This is a genomic window from Halosimplex pelagicum, from assembly GCF_013415905.1.
GTDB lineage: Archaea > Halobacteriota > Halobacteria > Halobacteriales > Haloarculaceae > Halosimplex > Halosimplex pelagicum.
Window position 1 is genome coordinate 114221 of the sequence record NZ_CP058909.1, and the last position, 14865, is coordinate 129085.

Genomic DNA, 14865 nt, shown 5'->3' on the forward strand with positions numbered 1-14865 from the left:
GTCGCCGTCATAACAGATAGGTAACTGCACCTTTCTGTCCCTGGTGCCGGTTTGCGTATCCGGTAGTGACTTCGTTCGACGGGTCGAGAGGGGTATAACCCGTTACAGGGCCGATATCGTCGTCTGGTGTCCCTGTATCGACTCACAGCGGGTAGAAAGGTCCGTTTACCGTCCAGTTGCGTGCAGTTTCTCGGCTCGGGACGCCCCAGGCGGTCACGCGCGCCCGACCCGCCGGTCGAGGAAGTCGTCGAGCAGGCGGAACAGCCGAAGCTTCTGCGCCTGGTCCGAGGAGGCGTGGCCCTCCTCGCCGAGTTCCTCGTACTCGAAGTCGCCGTCCTCCCCTTCCTCGTAGCCGGCGCCTTCGAGCGCCTCGCGGACGATGCGAGCCTGCGAGACAGGGACGCGGCGGTCGTTGACGCCGTGGACGACCAGCAGCGGCGAGTCGACGTTCTCGACGTGCGTGACCGGCGAGCGCTCTTCGTACAGCTCCGGGTTCTCGTCGGGCGTCCCGAGGTACTTCTCCATGAGCTCCGTCCTGAAGTGGGGCATCGTGTTCTCGTACATGTCTCCGAGGTCCGAGATGCCGATCCAGGCGACGCTCGCGTCGTACAGGTCGGGGTACTGCACCGACTGCCAGTAGGCGGAGTAGCCCCCATAGGAGCCGCCGAAGACGACGACGCGCTCGTCGTCGAGCCAGTCGCGCTCGGCGATCACGGCCTCGGCGGCGGTCGCCACGTCGCCCTGTTCGGCGCCGCCCCAGTCGTCGAGCAGTCGCTCCTTGAACTCCCGGCCCCTGCCCGTCGAGCCGCGGTAGTTGACCTGCAACACGGAGTAGCCCCGCATCGCGAGCACCTGGGTGTAGAGGTCGAACGACTTCGCGTCGCGGGCCATCGGCCCGCCGTGGGGGTTGACGATCAGCGGCGAGGGGCGCTCGCCCGAGTCGTAGAGGAGCGCGCCGATCTCGAGTTCGTCGTAGGGGTCGTGTTCGACGGCGCGCTGGGGCGTGTCGGGTACTCCGTCCGAGCCGACCGCGAGTACTCGGCGTCGGCGAAGTCTTCGGGTTCGAAGGGACCGTGGTCGGCGGCCAGCAGCGTCTCGTAGCTGTCCGAATCGAGGTCGTAGGCCAGCAGTTCCGTGCGACGGGTGGCGGTGGTGTGCTCGACGAGCACCCGGCCGTCGCCGAGGTCGGCGCTGGTGTAGGCCCACCCGGTCGAGGCCACGCCCTCGGGCAGGTCGAGTTCCCGCCCCTCGCCGCTGGCGAGGTCGTAGACGACGGGCACGGTCACGGCCTCGCGGTCGCGACTCGCCAGCACGCGCTCGCCGTCGACGAACGCGACGGCGCTCTCGTCGTACTCGCCGTCGCCGAGCCAGGTCACGTCGTCGGCCGCGAGGTCGTAGACGCCCGCACGGCCCAGGTCGGGGGCGTTGTCGCTGACGAGCAGGCGGTCGCTCTCGGGGCCCCAGTCGGCGGGGCCGCACTCGGCGCCGACCTCGCCGAGTTCGAGGTTCCGCGGGTTCGAGCCGTCGGCGTCGGCGATATAGGCGTCCTGGTTGTCGAAGTCGTCGGTCTCGTTGGTGGCGTAGGCGATGCGCTCGCCGTCCGGCGAGAGGTGGGCGCCCCACACCGCCCGGTCGTAGTCGGTGAGCTTCGTCGTCTCGCCGGCCGTCAGGTCGCGAGCGTAGACGTTCATCTGGCCGTCGCGGGAGGAGCCGAAGAGGATTCTGGAGCCGTCCTCGGCGACGCTCGTGAGCATGCACTGGCCGTCCATCTCGACGACCGGTTCGACGGTACCGTCCCGGTCGATCGCGTAGATGTCGTTCTGCTCGTCGCCGTCCTCGTCGCGGTGGAAGAACACGCGGTCGCCGTCGGCGCCCCACGCGACGAACCAGCGGGCGTTCCGCGGCACCTCCCCGTCGGACCACTGTTCGAGGTCGCCCGTCTCGGTGTCCAGCACGTGGAGTTCGTTGCGGCCGGTCGCGTCGTAGTACAGCGCCACCTCGTCGCCGCCGGGCGAGGCGGTCGGGTGAGCGACCGTCGGCAGTCCAGCGAGTTCTTCGAGCACGTCGCCGTCGGCTGTCGGAGCCATACGCACCCTGTCGGTCCGTCGTCACTTCAGTGATCGCAGAAGGCGCCTTCGGTTCGGAATCTGACGAGTCTCCCGAGCGGTCGCCGGCCCAACGGTTTTCGCGTCGGCACCGGTATCGCGGGTATGGGCCACGAACTCGACGACGTGGACCGGGGGATCCTCCACGCGCTGCAGGAGAACGCCAGGGAGGCGACGGCGGCCGAGATGGCGGAGGCGGTGGGTGTCTCGGCCAGCACGGTCAGGAACCGGATCGACCGGCTGGAGTCGACCGGGGTGGTCCGGGGATACCATCCCGACATCGACTACGAGCGGGCGGGCTTCCAGCTGCACGTCCACGTCGTCTGCCGCGCGGCGCCCACCGAGCGGTCGTCGCTGGCCGCGGAGCTACTGGAGCTGTCGGGCGTCGTCCGCGTCCGCGAGCTACTGACCGGGAACGAGAACCTCCACGTCGAGGCGGTCGCCACCGACTCCGCCGCCGTCGACGACCTCCTCGCGGCGATCACCGAACTGGGGATCGAGATCGCGAGCTCCGACATCGTCAAGACGACCCACGTCCAGCCGTTCGACCACTTCGGCACCGACGTGGGGTCCGACGGGTGAGTGCCCACCGTTCGACACGCGAATATGTCGGCACCAGGACCAGTCGATCTCACGGGTCAGGGCGGGGAGAGAACTGCGAATTCCGCAGATATATCGCCTCTCCCTACAGAATCTTGCGTACGCACCGCCACCGTTAAGCCGGTCGCTGTCGGACGGTCCCACGGTGATGGGTGATATGTTGAGCACCAAGGTAAGCACGGAAATCGCGGCGCGGGAAGGCGTCGACCCGCTGCAACTGGACGAACCGCTCTACGACGTGATAGACGTCGGCGCGCTGGAACGGCTGGTCGAGACGGCCGGGCGACGCGGCGACGGGGAGTTCGAGGTCGAGTTCACGTACTACGGCTACGACGTGGTGGTCGACGGGTCGGGCGAGGTGACCGTCACCGGCGGCTCGTCCGCCGCCGGCGACGCCGCCCGGGAGTCGGCCGACCAGCCGGCCACCGGGCGATAGCCGCGAGCGCCCCGACGGGTCGACCGCCGCGAGCGACCGCGCCGCCGTCGCGACGGAGGTGGCTCGGCGTCACGCGTCGGTCTCGACGCCGCGGATCTCGAAGCGCGCGCCGCCGGCCTCGCTCTCGACGACACCGACCGACCAGCCGTGGGCCTCGGCGATCTGTTCGACGATGGAGAGGCCGAAACCGGTCCCCTCCGCCGCGGTCGAGTAGCCGCTGGAGAACACGCGGTCGCGGTCGGCCTCGTCGATCCCCGGGCCGTCGTCGGCGACGAAGAAGCCCGACCCGTCGTCGAGCCGACCGACCCGGACGGTCACGGCCCCGGTCGAACCGTCGGTCGCCGGGTCGCCGGGATCGGGCGAGTCCTCGCGAGCTTGCGGCTGAGCGGTCGTGGAACCGTGTTTCACGGTGTCCTCGCGAGCGTGCGAGCGAGGGCTTGTCGAGCTGTGCTCGACAGCGTTGGCGAGCAGGTTCTCGAGCAACTGCTGGAGGCGGCTCCGGTCGGCGCGGACGGCCGCGTCGGTCTCGACGGCGAGGGTCGCCTCGGGGGTGCGGACGCTCCGCCAGCACGAGCGGGCGGCGGCGTCGAGGTCGACGGGCTCGATGTCGAGGACGGCCTTGCCCTCCCGGCCGAGCGTGAGCAGGTCCTCGATGAGCGCCTCCATGCGGTCGTGGGCGCGCTCGACGGCGTCGAGGTGGTCGCTATCGCACTCCTCGCGGACGAAATCGAGCCGGGCGGTCGCGACCTGCAGGGGGTTGCGCAGGTCGTGGGAGACGATGCTCGCGAACTCGTCGAGGCGCTCGTTCTGGCGTTCGAGCTCCCGGCGGTGGCGCCGGGACTCGTCCTCGCGGGCGGCCCGGTCGAGGGCGGCCTCGACGGTGCTGGCGAAGACGTGCGCCAGCGACACGTCCACCTCGTCGAAGTCGGCGGGGTCGGTCGAGCCGACGACCGCGACGCCGTACTCCCCCAGCGGCAGGACGATCTCGCTCGACAGCGGCGTGTCGGGGTTGTAGCGCTCGGGCTCGTCGGCCAGGTCCCCGCAGACGACGAGGTCGCCGGTCTCGAAGGCCTCCCAGGCGAGGCTCCCCTCGCCCTCGCCGTCGAAGGTGGGCATCTCGTCGAACAGCGCGTCGGCCGCCTCGGTCTGGACGACCGGGCGGAGCCGCTCGCCCGCGTCGTCGGCCAGCCAGACGCCGTTGACGTCGCGGCCGAGGACGGACCGGGCGGTCTCGACGGCGTGTTCGGCGACGGTCCCGGGGTCCGGGGCGTCCATGAACCCCTCGGTCGCGTCCGTGAGCCCGGCGAGCGCGTCCTCGCGGCGCTTGCGCTCGGTGATGTCCCGCGAGATGGCGAGATACCGGTCCGCACCGCCCAGGTCGACGCGGACCAGGTTGATCTCCACGGGAAACGTCGACCCGTCGGCCCGCCGGTAGCGACCGTCGAACTTCCGCGACTCGCCGACGGCCATCCCGTCGAGCAGCGACCGCACGACATCGGGGTCGACGGTCTCGTCGACCTCCCAGACGGGGGTCCCCAGCAGGTCGTCCTCGCCGCGGTTCAGCGCGTCGCAGAGCCGCGGGTTCGCGTCGACGATCCGCCCGTCGGGATCGAGCACGTGGATCATGTCCGGGGAGTTGCCGACCAGCGCCTCCAGGCGGGCGCTCGTCGCCGCGAGTTCCCGCTCGCGCTCGCGGCGCTCGGTCACGTCGCGCGCGACGGCGACGACGCCGTCGAACTCCCCGCCGATCTCCAGGCGCGCCAGCCGGTAGTCGACGACCGCCCGCCCGTACTCGGGGAACCGCGCCTCGACCTCGCCGCGTAGCTCCTCCCGCTCACCGTCGACCAGCGCCCGGAACGGGTCGCCGTCGGCCCCGGCCCGGATCTCCTCGACGAGAGAGCTCTTCGCCCCCTCCAGGTTCGCCGGGGTCGTCCCCAGAAAGTCCGCGAGGTGGTCGTTGACGACGGCGAAGCGGCCGTCGGCGTCGTAGATGCACGCGGAGTGTGGCATCGCGTCGACCATGCTCCGGTAGCGCTCGAGCGTCTGCTCGCGCTCGCGGCGCTCGGTCACGTCGGTGATGAACCCCTCGATGCGGTCGGCGCTCCCGCCGTCGCCCCCGGTCCCACCGCCGTCGTCGCCGATCGCCCGCCCGCGCTCCCACATCCACCGCACGTCGCCGTCGGCGGTCCGGATCCGGTAGGTCACCTCGAAGGGGCCGCCATCGCTCAGCGCCGACTGGACGGTCTCCCACATCCGCTCGCGGTCGTCCGGGTGGAGCACGTCCTCGCCCCAGTTCACCTCGCCCGACTCCAGCGCTGCGGCGTCGTAGCCGGTGATAGCGGCGCACTCGCCGGCGACGAACTCCATCGGCCACCCGGGGTCGTTCTCGCAGCGGTAGACGATCCCCGGCAGGTTGCTGATCAGCGTCTCCAGCCGGCGGTTGCGCTCCTCCAGCGCCCGCCGCGACCGGGCCGCCGAGACGGCGTTGTCGATCCGGTTGGCCAGCAGCGCGTACTGGTCGGTCCCGGTCCCCTTCTGCAGGTAGTCCGTCACCCCCGCCGAGACGGCGTCGCTCGCCACCTCCTCGCTCCCCTTGCCCGTGTAGAGGATGAACGGGAGGTCGGGCCGGTCGGCGCGAACCCGTTCGAGGAACTCGATCCCGTTGGTCCCGGGCATGTCGTAGTCCGAGACGACGCAGTCGACCCGCTCGCCGGCGAGCCGTTCGAGCCCCTCGTCCGGGTTCGTCGCCGTCACCACCTCGAACCGGTCGTCCTCGCGTTCGAGCGCCGACGCGACCAGCGCCGACAGGTCCGGGTCGTCGTCGACGTGCAGGACGCGGATCGTCGTCGGTGTCGCGCTCATGTCTGGCCGGTCTACCCGTTGTTGGCGGACATCACCCATAAGCCTGTGACTTTCTTTCAGTTCGCTCGCCGGTCGATCACCCGTTGGTCGCGCCCGCTCCGTCGGCGGCCCCGTGCGCGCGCTCGACGGCCCGCCGGAGTCGCTCGCCCTCGGCGGCGCGGACGAGATGCGAGTCGCAGTCGCAGTCGGAGGCGCCGAACCCCGCGACGCGCTCGATGCCGTCGGCCCCGGCGAGCGTCCGACTCACCGCACACTCCACGTCGGCGTCGGCCGTCCGGACGACCGCCGCGACGGCGGCGTCGGGGTTGCCCAGCAGGTAGTCGACGTGCCAGTGACGGGCGTCGCGCTCGCCGGCGGCCAGTTCGCGGTGGCGCTCGACGCGGGCGAACCCGCCCGGCCCGAACGCGCTCCCGGTGTAGGCGTAGGCGCCCGCCGCGAACTCGACCTCGCCCAGCGCCCCCACCTCGATCGTCGCCGGCGCCGCCAGTTCGACGAGCAGCGTGTACGTCCCCTCGGCCATCGCCGTCCGCTCGGGCGGCCGCCGGCAAGTGCCTGGCGGGTTCGGACCGTGAGCGTCCGCCGGAGTCGCTCGCCGTCCGGACTCAGACCTCCGGGCCGACCCCGTCGAGCGCGCCGCGGACGCGTCTCCCGACACGGTGACGACGGGTGCGCCTGCCCCTCTCCATCGGGCGCTCTGGGAGACGGTCGACCGAGCGGCGCGAGCGGGCCCGACCGGTAAAACGAGCGAAACGCCTACCCGAGCGCGTACGCGAGCACGTAGACCACCGCGGAGCCGATCATCAGGAACACCATGATGAGCGCCATGATCTGCTGGCGGTCCAGTTCGAGGGGGTTCATATCCGGTCGTTGTCGCCGGCACGGTTAGGGTTTTCGCGCCGGAGACGGGCGCGCGAACCGACGAGCGTGCCCCCACTCCGCGACCCCGAGCGGTCCGATAGGTGACAACTTTCATCACTGACCCGTCCGAAACGACAGTATGGACCGATCGAACGGTCGCGAACGACTCACGTCGGTCGGCGGGACGCTCCTCGGCTACGGACTGCTCGCGCTGGGCGTCGCGATGGTCGGGCTCACCGCGTACAGGCTGCTGTTCGCCGCCGGGCGGGCGCTCGAAACCCCCGTCAGCGTCGGCCCGCAGGCCGCTGTCGGGCTGGCGCTCGGCGTCGCGGGCTATCTCCTGCTCAGGCGGACCCTCGACGGGGACGCCGACCCCGGCGAACCGAACGTCGAGCCCTCGGAGGCGCGCGCGGCCGACGCCTACGAGTTCGACACCTGAGCGGCTCTCGTCCGTCCGGTGCCGGCCGAACTGTCCGAAGACGGCCCGCCGTCTGCCGGGGTCGTCTCCGCCCTGGCGATCCTCCCGAATAGATCCTGATCGATTTCGATCGAAAGCGGCGATAACCGGACACAGCCGTGCTGTGTGTCCCGTCCGCAAACGTCCTCCGAACCCCAAGGTCTTTTAAACGGTACTCGCAAGGTGCCGGGCACCATGACCCGTTCACCGGCGGTCGACCGCTCAATGAACCAGATCCGCTCCAACCCGGCAACCGGAGGCATCACCTGAATGCGGGACCCGTTGGCCCGACTCCCCGACCCGGTCGCATCGGCGTCGAATCGCGCGGCTTCGCGGGGTGGTCCCGCGTGAGTTCCTCCTACAGCGCCGTCCAGAAGTCGTTCCTCAAGTACCAGCACGTCTTCGTGTTCGCGGCGCCGGTGGTCTTCGTCGCCGCCGTCCTCGCGTTCGCGCCGACGACCGGGAGCGGGACCGGCTACTGGCTGGAGTACTGGTGGCTGTTCCCGGCGTTCCTGACCGGCGCGACGATCGTCAACACGGTCGGGATCAGCGGCTCGGCGCTGTTCGTGCCGTTCCTGATCTTCGTCTTCCCGCTCGCCGCCCAGCCGCTGTCGCCCCAGACGATCGTCAAGGTGGGGCTGATCAGCGAGGCGTTCGGCCTGTCGAGTTCGTCCGTCGCGTTCGTCCAGTACGGGCTGGTCGACCGCCGGCTGGCGCTGACCATCGTCGGCGGCGCCGTCCCGTTCGTGATCGCCGGCGCCATCCTCTCCTTTGTCGTCCCGGAGCCCGTCTTCCACGGGCTGCTCGGGCTGGCGCTGATCGCGGCCTCGATACTCCTGTTCAAGGCCGACCTCGACCACGAGGGGGCCGAGTCGGACGCCGACGGCGGCCACGAGACGGCTGCAGACGGGGGAAGCTCGGCCGCGCCCGACGGCGGTACCGCCGACCTGCCCGACGACGCCGGCAAGCTCGGTCCCGCCGGCGTGCGCACCGACGAGGACGGCACCGTGACGCGGGTCGATCGCGACGGCGACGACTACCGCTACACCCGCGGCGGCTACCTCAAGCGGTTCGGCAACTACAGCATCGGCGGCATGTTCCAGGGCCTCGCGGGCTTCGGTGCCGGCGAGCTGGGCATCATCTCGATGCTATCGACGAAGGTGCCCGTCCGCGTCGCCATCGGCACCAACCACATCATCGTCGCGGTGACGGCGGTCCTCGCCTCGCTCGTCCACGTCTTCGGCGGGACCGTCCTCTCGGCGGCGGGCATCCACATCCCCGGCGTCCACGGCCTCTCGCTGGCCTCGACGCCCTGGAACATGGTCGTGTTCACCGTCCCCGCAACCGTGACCGGCGGCCAGATCGCGCCCTACGTCTCCAACGCCCTGGAGACCGACACGATCAAGACCTTCGTCGGCGGCCTGTTCGCGATCATCGCGATCGCCCTGTTCGGCATGGCGATGGGAGGGATCTGATGTACGACGACATCCTCCTCCCCACGGACGGCAGCGAGGCGACCACCGCCGCCGTCGACCACGTCGGTCGCCTGGCCGAGGTCCACGGTGCGACCGTCCACGTCCTCTCGGTGGTCGACACGCGCAACCGCTTCGAGAGCCCCTCCAGCGGCCTCGCCCCCGACGCCTGGCTCGCGTCCGAGCGCGAGCGCGCCCGCCAGGCCGTCGACGAGGCCGTCGAGACGCTCCCCGGGGACGTGCCCGCCGAGCGCGTCGTCGAAGAGGGCGTCCCGAAGTCCGCGATCCTGGGGTACGTCGAGGAGAACGGTCCCGACCTCGTCGTAATGGGGACCCACGGCCGGACCGGCCTCGACCACTACCTCATCGGTAGCGTCGCCGAGAACGTCGTCCGCGAGTCGCCCGTCCCCGTGACGACCGTCCGCGTCGACGAGTAGCGACCCCCCGGAGCGACCGACGCTTCGCCGGTCGCCCCAGTTCTCGCGATCCGGCCCGACCCGTGAAAAGATTGATACGTCGACGAGTCGAAACACCGGTATGGGATCTCGATTCCCGTCGAGCGGACGGCTCGTCTCGGCCGCGGGAACGGTCGTCGCGCTCGCGCTGCTCCTGGTCGGCGGCGCCGTGGCGGCCGAGACCGCTTTCGAACTCCTGATCGCGGAGGGACCGGTGCTGGGGGCACCGGGCGTCGGTCTCGGGAAAGGGGCGGCCGGCCTCGCCGTCTTCGTCGGCGGGTATCTCGTCCTCCGGACCGTCGCCCGCCGGGACGCCTCCCCGCCCTCTGAGGACGAGGAACACGGCTCCGACGCGGCCAGCAGATTCATCCTGGACTGGTAGGACCCGTCCCGTCGTCGACTCGCCCCCGTCGACCCACTCGCTGATACCTCCGACTTTCGACGCCGGCCCGCCCGGATCCGTTCTCCTCGGAACGAAGCGCCGGACAGCGGCCGCTCTTCCGTGGTGACCGACCCGACCACCAATGTTTATAACTTGGTAGTACAACCTAGTGATTATGCCGACGCAACTGCAACGCGCCAGGGAGGGAACCGTCACGGAGGCGATGGATCGGGTCGCCGAGCGGGAGAACCGCGACCCCGAGTTCGTCCGCGAGCAGGTCGCCGAGGGCCAGGCGGTCATTCCCGCCAACCGCGGCCACGACTCGCTGGACCCGATGGTCATCGGTCGGGAGTTCGGGACGAAGGTCAACGCCAACATCGGGGCAAGCGAGACGACCAGCGATCTCGAAGACGAGCTGGAGAAGCTCCACAGCGCCGTCCACTACGGCGCCGACACGGTGATGGACCTCTCCACGGGGGGCGACCTCGACGGGATCCGCGAGGCCAACGTCGAGTACTCGCCGGTGCCCGTCGGCACGGTCCCCATCTACGACGCGGTCACGCGGGTCGACGACGTGGCCGAGTTGACCCACGAACTGCTGCTCGACGTGATCGAGCGGCAGGCCGAGCAGGGCGTCGACTACATGACCATCCACGCCGGCGTCCGCATGGAGCACCTCCCGCTGACCGACGGCCGCAAGACCGGGATCGTCTCCCGTGGCGGCTCGATCCTCGCCCAGTGGATCGAGGAGAACGGGATGGAGAACCCCCTGTACACGAAGTTCGAGGAGATCTGCGATATCTTCGCCGAGCACGACGTGACCTTCTCGCTGGGCGACGGCCTCCGGCCGGGCTGTCTGGCCGACGCCAGCGACGAGGCACAGTTCGCCGAACTCGATACGCTCGGCGAACTCACGCGGACGGCCTGGGACCACGGCGTGCAGGTCATGGTCGAGGGGCCGGGCCACGTGCCGATGGACGAGGTGGCCGACAACGTCGAGCGCCAGCAAGAGGTCTGCGACGGCGCGCCGTTCTACGTGCTCGGGCCGCTCGTGACCGACGTGGCGCCGGGCTACGACCACATCACCAGCGCCATCGGCGCGACCGAAGCGGCGCGAGCGGGCGCGGCGATGCTCTGCTACGTTACACCCAAAGAACACCTCGGGCTCCCCGACGCGGAGGACGTGCGCGAGGGGCTGGCCGCCTACCGTATCGCCGCCCACGCTGCGGACGTGGCGAACGGCCGCCCGGGCGCTCGCGACTGGGACGACGCGCTCTCCGAAGCCCGTTACGAGTTCGACTGGCGCCGGCAGTTCGAACTCGCCCTCGATCCCGAGCGCGCCCGCGAGTTCCACGACCAGACGCTGCCCGGCGACAACTACAAGGAGGCGCGCTTCTGCTCGATGTGCGGCGTCGACTTCTGCTCGATGCGCATCGACCAGGACGCCCGCGAGGCCGCCGAGGAGGGTGAAGGGCAGATGGAAGCCATCGACGACGAGACCGACCTCGACGACTCGCCCGCCGCCGCGGTCAACCGCCCGCCCGTCGGCGAGCACGACGGCTCCGACGTGCCCGACCTCCCGAAGTTCGTCGACCCCTACGGCCACGAGGAGCCCGCGGACGACTAGCGGAGCTCGTTCCGGCGGCCGGGAGAAGATTTAATCAACCGAGCGTACTACTCTCGTAACACGATGAGCACACTCAACGTGAAGATTCCCGACGAGATGGACGACGACCTCAAGGAGTTCCTGGAGGAGCACCCGCACTACCTCAACAAGAGCGAACTGGTCCGCGACGCGCTCAGGCATCTGATGGACTCCCAGCAGCTGGCCGACTGGGCTCGCGACGACATCCGTGTGAGTCGCGAGCAGATCGACGAGGGCGAGACGGTCGCGCTCGACGACCTCGAATGACGGAGGTCCTCCTCTCGGAGCGAGCACGGGACCGCCTCTCGGCGCTCGAACCCGAGGTCCGGGAGCGGATCAAAGACGCCCTCCGAGAGATCGACCCGGATCGAGACCTCTCGGGCCTCTCCGGCGAAGACGCGTACAAACTCCGGGTCGGCGACTATCGCGTCATCATCGACTGGAGCCGCGAGGACGAGACGGTATACGTGCTGACCCTCGGCCATCGGCGGAACGTGTACGACCGGGAGTGGTAATACCTCCTCGCCCTCGCCCGTTCGTCACCGATTTGTCTCGGTCTGTGCGGACGGTCACACGTCACCCGTTCTCCGTAGATCCAATACGTTATTGACGAGCGGATTTGTATGCCACGGCGCAAATGAAGACGTTTCGATATCTTGCAGTGATAGCTCTTCTCGTCGCGGGTGGCGGGTGTGCCGAATTGCTGTTACCGGACAGGGGAAATTTCGAGGTAGAAAACCAGAACGATACCGAACACGCGCTGGAGATCACCGCTGTCGACCGAGACGATAACGAAATCGTCTCGCGATCTGTGTCTGTTACCGGCGGTTCCGTGGTCGAAACGGAGTACTGGCTCTCCGGTGGTGCGTACAACATCACTGTGGAGCTGGCACAGAATCGCACGGCACACCACTCCTACGTCGTAAACTGCCGGTCTTCGACGATGTACGTCATAGTACAGGAAGACCGCGACGTGTTGCTCAGTCAATCCGCGTGTAGCTGACCCGAAAAACTGGATCGGCAAACGCCGCGCGAGTTGTCGCGAGTGCTACGGGTCTATTTGGGCCTTCGCGCCCGAGTGACCGTATGCCACGAAGTATCGCGGAGGGTCGACGGTGACCGACGGAGCCGCGCCGACCCGCGACGTCTTCCTTCCGGTCGCCGCCCAGCCCTCTATCGATACGCTCGTCGAGTTCGCCCGCGAGGCCGAGGACCTGGGCTTCGAGCGCGCCTGGCTCCCCGAGACGTGGGGCCGCGACGCCGTGACGACGCTGACGGCGATCGCCGAGCGCACCGAGGCGATCGGGATCGGCACCTCCATCGCGAACGTCTACTCCCGATCCCCGGCGCTGATCGGCCAGACCGCGGCCACGCTGCAGGAGGTTTCGGACGGCCGACTGCGCGTGGGTCTCGGCCCGAGCGGCCCCGCCGTCGTCGAGGGCTGGCACGGCACCGACTACGACCGCCCACTGCGGCGAACCCGCGAGACCATCGATATCGTCCGACTCGTGCTCTCGGGCGACCCCGTCGAGTACGACGGCGACGTATTCCAGCTCTCGGGGCTGCGTCTACGCTGTGATCCGCCGGATACGGTCCCGGGGATCGATGCCGCCGGCATGGGGCCGAAGTCGGTCGAACTCGCGGGGCGGTTCGCCGACGGCTGGCACGCGCTGATGCTCACGAAGGAGGGGCTGCGCGACCGGCTGGACGACCTCCATCGGGGGGCCGAACTCGGGGACCGCGATCCCGGGGAGTTGCGCGTGACGCTCTCGCTGCCGTGTATCGCGCTGGAGGACCGCGAGCGGGCCCGGGAACTGGCCCGGAACCACCTGGCGTTCTACGTCGGGGCCATGGGCACGTTCTACCGCGAGGCGCTCGAACGGCAGGGCTACGAGGACGAGGCGGTCGAGATCGCCAGCGAGTGGGCCAACGAGAATCAGGAGGCCGCGCTGGCCGCGATCTCCGACGAACTGCTCGACGACCTGGGTATCGCGGGGACGCCCGACGAGTGTCGCGACCGCTACGCCGAGTGGGAGGACATCGACGGCGTCGACGCCGTCTCGGTGTCGTTCCCGCGCGGCGCCGAGCCCGACGAGATCTCGGCAACGATGCGCGCGCTGGCACCGGAGTGAGTGGGCCGCGCGCGACTCACTCCGACTCGTCCGGGAAGACCTTTCCCGGATTCAGGATTCCGTCGGGGTCCAGCGCATCCTTGACCGACCGCATCGCCGCGACCGATTCCGCACCGTGCTCGCGCTCCATGAACTGTCGCTTGCCCAGCCCGACGCCGTGCTCGCCGGTCGCGGTGCCGCCCAGGTCGATGGCCGCCTCGACGACCGCCGCGTAGGCCGCTTCGCCGCGTTCGACCATCGCCTCGTCGTCGGGGTCGACGAGGATCTCGTAGTGGAGGTTGCCGTCGCCGGCGTGACCGTAGCAGGCCATCGGCAGGTCGCGTTCCTCGGCCTCGGCGCGGGCGCGGCGGACGATCTCCGGGAACGACCCGATCGGGACCGTCACGTCGCCGGGGTGCAGCGGTCGGAGATTCTCGCGGTACTCGTCGAGGGCGTAGGCCATCTCGCGGCGCAGTTCCCACAGCCGGGCCATCTCCTCGTCGGCGGCGATCTCGAAGGAGAGCGGGTCGTAGTCGGCGAAGACAGTGCGACAGAACTCTATCTCCTCGTCGATCCCGTGGTCGGCGTGGAACTCGACGAAGACCATCGGCGCGTCGGGGAGGTCGGTGCCGACGTACTCGTTGGCGACCTCGGCGGCGAACCCGCCCATCAGCTCGATCTTCGCCACGTCGACGCCCGACTGGACGGCGTCGGCGATGGCGCCCGCCGCGTCGTCGAACGTCTCGAACACCGCCCTGCCGCCGCGGATCTGCTGGGGCCGCCCGGCCAGCTGGAGCGTCGCCCGCGTGACCACCGCTAGCGTCCCCTCGCTGCCGACGATCAGGTCCTTCAGGTTGTATCCCGCGGAGGACTTGACGGCCCCGCTCCCCGCCGTCACGACGGTCCCGTCAGCCAGCACGGCTTCGAGTTCGAGCACCCAGTCGGCGACGACGCCGTACTTCACGGCCTGCATCCCGCTCGCGTCGGTGGCGATCATCCCACCGACCGTCGAGATGTCGCCCGACGACGGTAGCGGTGGGAAAGTCAGCCCGTGCTCGCCTGCGGCCTCGTCGACCGCGCTGCCCAGCACCCCCGGCTCCACGTCGACCTGCAGGTCGTCCGGCCGAACCTCCAGGATCGCGTCCATCCGGGTCGTATCCATGCTTATTCCCTCGTGGGCAGGAACGGCGTTGCCCTCCAGGCCAGTGCCGGCGGCGTAGGGCGTGACGGGGATCCCGCGCTCGTGGGCACCGGTGAGAACCGCGGAGACTTCCTCAGTGCTCGTCGGCCAGACGACGGCGTCGGGGCGGACCTCGTCTTCGGGGTGAGTGCCCCAGTCGCCGGCGTGCTCGTCGCGGGCGTACTCGTCCGTCGAAACCCGGTCGGGTCCGACGGCCTCACGCAGGAAGTCGAGGTCGGTCATGGGCGAGGTGCGGGGCCGCCGGGATTTAGCTCCGTCGGCGTCGGGATGACTCGCCGCCT

The 14865-nt window shown here is 69.7% G+C and carries 14 protein-coding genes and 1 pseudogene; 11 read left to right on the forward strand and 4 right to left on the reverse strand.

Features of this window, described 5'->3' with window-relative positions; translation table 11 throughout:
- Positions 1 to 213 precede the first annotated feature (213 nt).
- A pseudogene (locus tag HZS54_RS00680) lies at positions 214 to 2087 on the reverse strand (S9 family peptidase).
- 123 nt (positions 2088 to 2210) lie between these two features.
- Here HZS54_RS00680 and HZS54_RS00685 point away from each other — a divergent pair.
- Both HZS54_RS00685 and HZS54_RS00690 read left to right on the forward strand, forming a co-directional pair.
- A complete protein-coding gene (locus tag HZS54_RS00685) occupies positions 2211 to 2687 on the forward strand; it encodes an Lrp/AsnC family transcriptional regulator (protein WP_179920059.1) in 477 nt (158 codons plus the stop codon).
- A gap of 166 nt (positions 2688 to 2853) precedes the next feature.
- Positions 2854 to 3141: a HalOD1 output domain-containing protein gene (locus HZS54_RS00690; RefSeq protein ID WP_179920060.1), complete on the forward strand. Its 288-nt coding sequence runs from the start codon at positions 2854 to 2856 to the stop codon at positions 3139 to 3141.
- A 69-nt stretch (positions 3142 to 3210) separates the two neighbouring features.
- Here the strand turns inward: HZS54_RS00690 and HZS54_RS00695 are convergent, their stop codons facing one another.
- Together HZS54_RS00695 and HZS54_RS00700 are read right to left on the reverse strand one after the other, a co-directional pair.
- A complete protein-coding gene (locus HZS54_RS00695; protein ID WP_179920061.1) occupies positions 3211 to 6003 on the reverse strand; it encodes a hybrid sensor histidine kinase/response regulator in 2793 nt (930 codons plus the stop codon).
- A gap of 76 nt (positions 6004 to 6079) precedes the next feature.
- Positions 6080 to 6523: a GIY-YIG nuclease family protein gene (locus HZS54_RS00700; protein ID WP_179920062.1), complete on the reverse strand. Its 444-nt coding sequence runs from the start codon at positions 6521 to 6523 to the stop codon at positions 6080 to 6082.
- A 477-nt stretch (positions 6524 to 7000) separates the two neighbouring features.
- On the opposite strand from HZS54_RS00700, the gene HZS54_RS00705 reads away from it, so the two are divergent.
- The 9 genes from HZS54_RS00705 to HZS54_RS00745 all read left to right on the forward strand — a co-directional run bounded on the left by HZS54_RS00705 (position 7001) and on the right by HZS54_RS00745 (position 13404).
- Complete coding sequence (locus HZS54_RS00705) at positions 7001 to 7300, forward strand: hypothetical protein (RefSeq protein WP_179920063.1); 300 nt, start codon at positions 7001 to 7003, stop codon at positions 7298 to 7300.
- Positions 7301 to 7665: 365 nt separating this feature from the next.
- Positions 7666 to 8793, forward strand: coding sequence for a sulfite exporter TauE/SafE family protein (locus HZS54_RS00710; protein WP_179920064.1), 1128 nt, complete (start codon positions 7666 to 7668; stop codon positions 8791 to 8793).
- Positions 8793 to 9227 carry a universal stress protein gene (locus HZS54_RS00715; RefSeq protein ID WP_179920065.1) on the forward strand — a complete coding sequence of 145 codons (435 nt, stop codon included), beginning with the start codon at positions 8793 to 8795 and terminating at the stop codon, positions 9225 to 9227. The genes HZS54_RS00710 and HZS54_RS00715 overlap by 1 nt, the downstream gene beginning before the upstream one ends.
- 100 nt (positions 9228 to 9327) lie before the next feature.
- Positions 9328 to 9627, forward strand: a complete 300-nt coding sequence (locus tag HZS54_RS00720) for a hypothetical protein (RefSeq protein ID WP_179920066.1) — start codon at positions 9328 to 9330, stop codon at positions 9625 to 9627.
- A 175-nt stretch (positions 9628 to 9802) separates the two neighbouring features.
- Complete coding sequence (thiC, locus tag HZS54_RS00725) at positions 9803 to 11254, forward strand: phosphomethylpyrimidine synthase ThiC (protein ID WP_179920067.1); 1452 nt, start codon at positions 9803 to 9805, stop codon at positions 11252 to 11254.
- Between the two features lie 63 nt (positions 11255 to 11317).
- Entirely contained in the window at positions 11318 to 11539 is a 222-nt protein-coding gene (locus tag HZS54_RS00730; RefSeq protein WP_179920068.1) for a ribbon-helix-helix domain-containing protein, read from the forward strand.
- Positions 11536 to 11787, forward strand: a complete 252-nt coding sequence (locus tag HZS54_RS00735) for a type II toxin-antitoxin system RelE family toxin (protein ID WP_179920069.1) — start codon at positions 11536 to 11538, stop codon at positions 11785 to 11787. The genes HZS54_RS00730 and HZS54_RS00735 overlap by 4 nt, the downstream gene beginning before the upstream one ends.
- 122 nt (positions 11788 to 11909) lie before the next feature.
- Positions 11910 to 12275 (forward strand): Ig-like domain-containing protein, encoded by a 366-nt coding sequence (locus tag HZS54_RS00740; RefSeq protein WP_179920070.1) that lies wholly within the window; start codon positions 11910 to 11912, stop codon positions 12273 to 12275.
- Between the two features lie 112 nt (positions 12276 to 12387).
- Positions 12388 to 13404 carry a TIGR04024 family LLM class F420-dependent oxidoreductase gene (locus HZS54_RS00745; protein WP_179920071.1) on the forward strand — a complete coding sequence of 339 codons (1017 nt, stop codon included), beginning with the start codon at positions 12388 to 12390 and terminating at the stop codon, positions 13402 to 13404.
- A gap of 16 nt (positions 13405 to 13420) precedes the next feature.
- On the opposite strand, the gene HZS54_RS00750 is transcribed toward HZS54_RS00745, so the two are convergent.
- Positions 13421 to 14806 carry an FAD-binding oxidoreductase gene (locus HZS54_RS00750; protein ID WP_179920072.1) on the reverse strand — a complete coding sequence of 462 codons (1386 nt, stop codon included), beginning with the start codon at positions 14804 to 14806 and terminating at the stop codon, positions 13421 to 13423.
- Between the last annotated feature and the right edge of the window lie 59 nt (positions 14807 to 14865).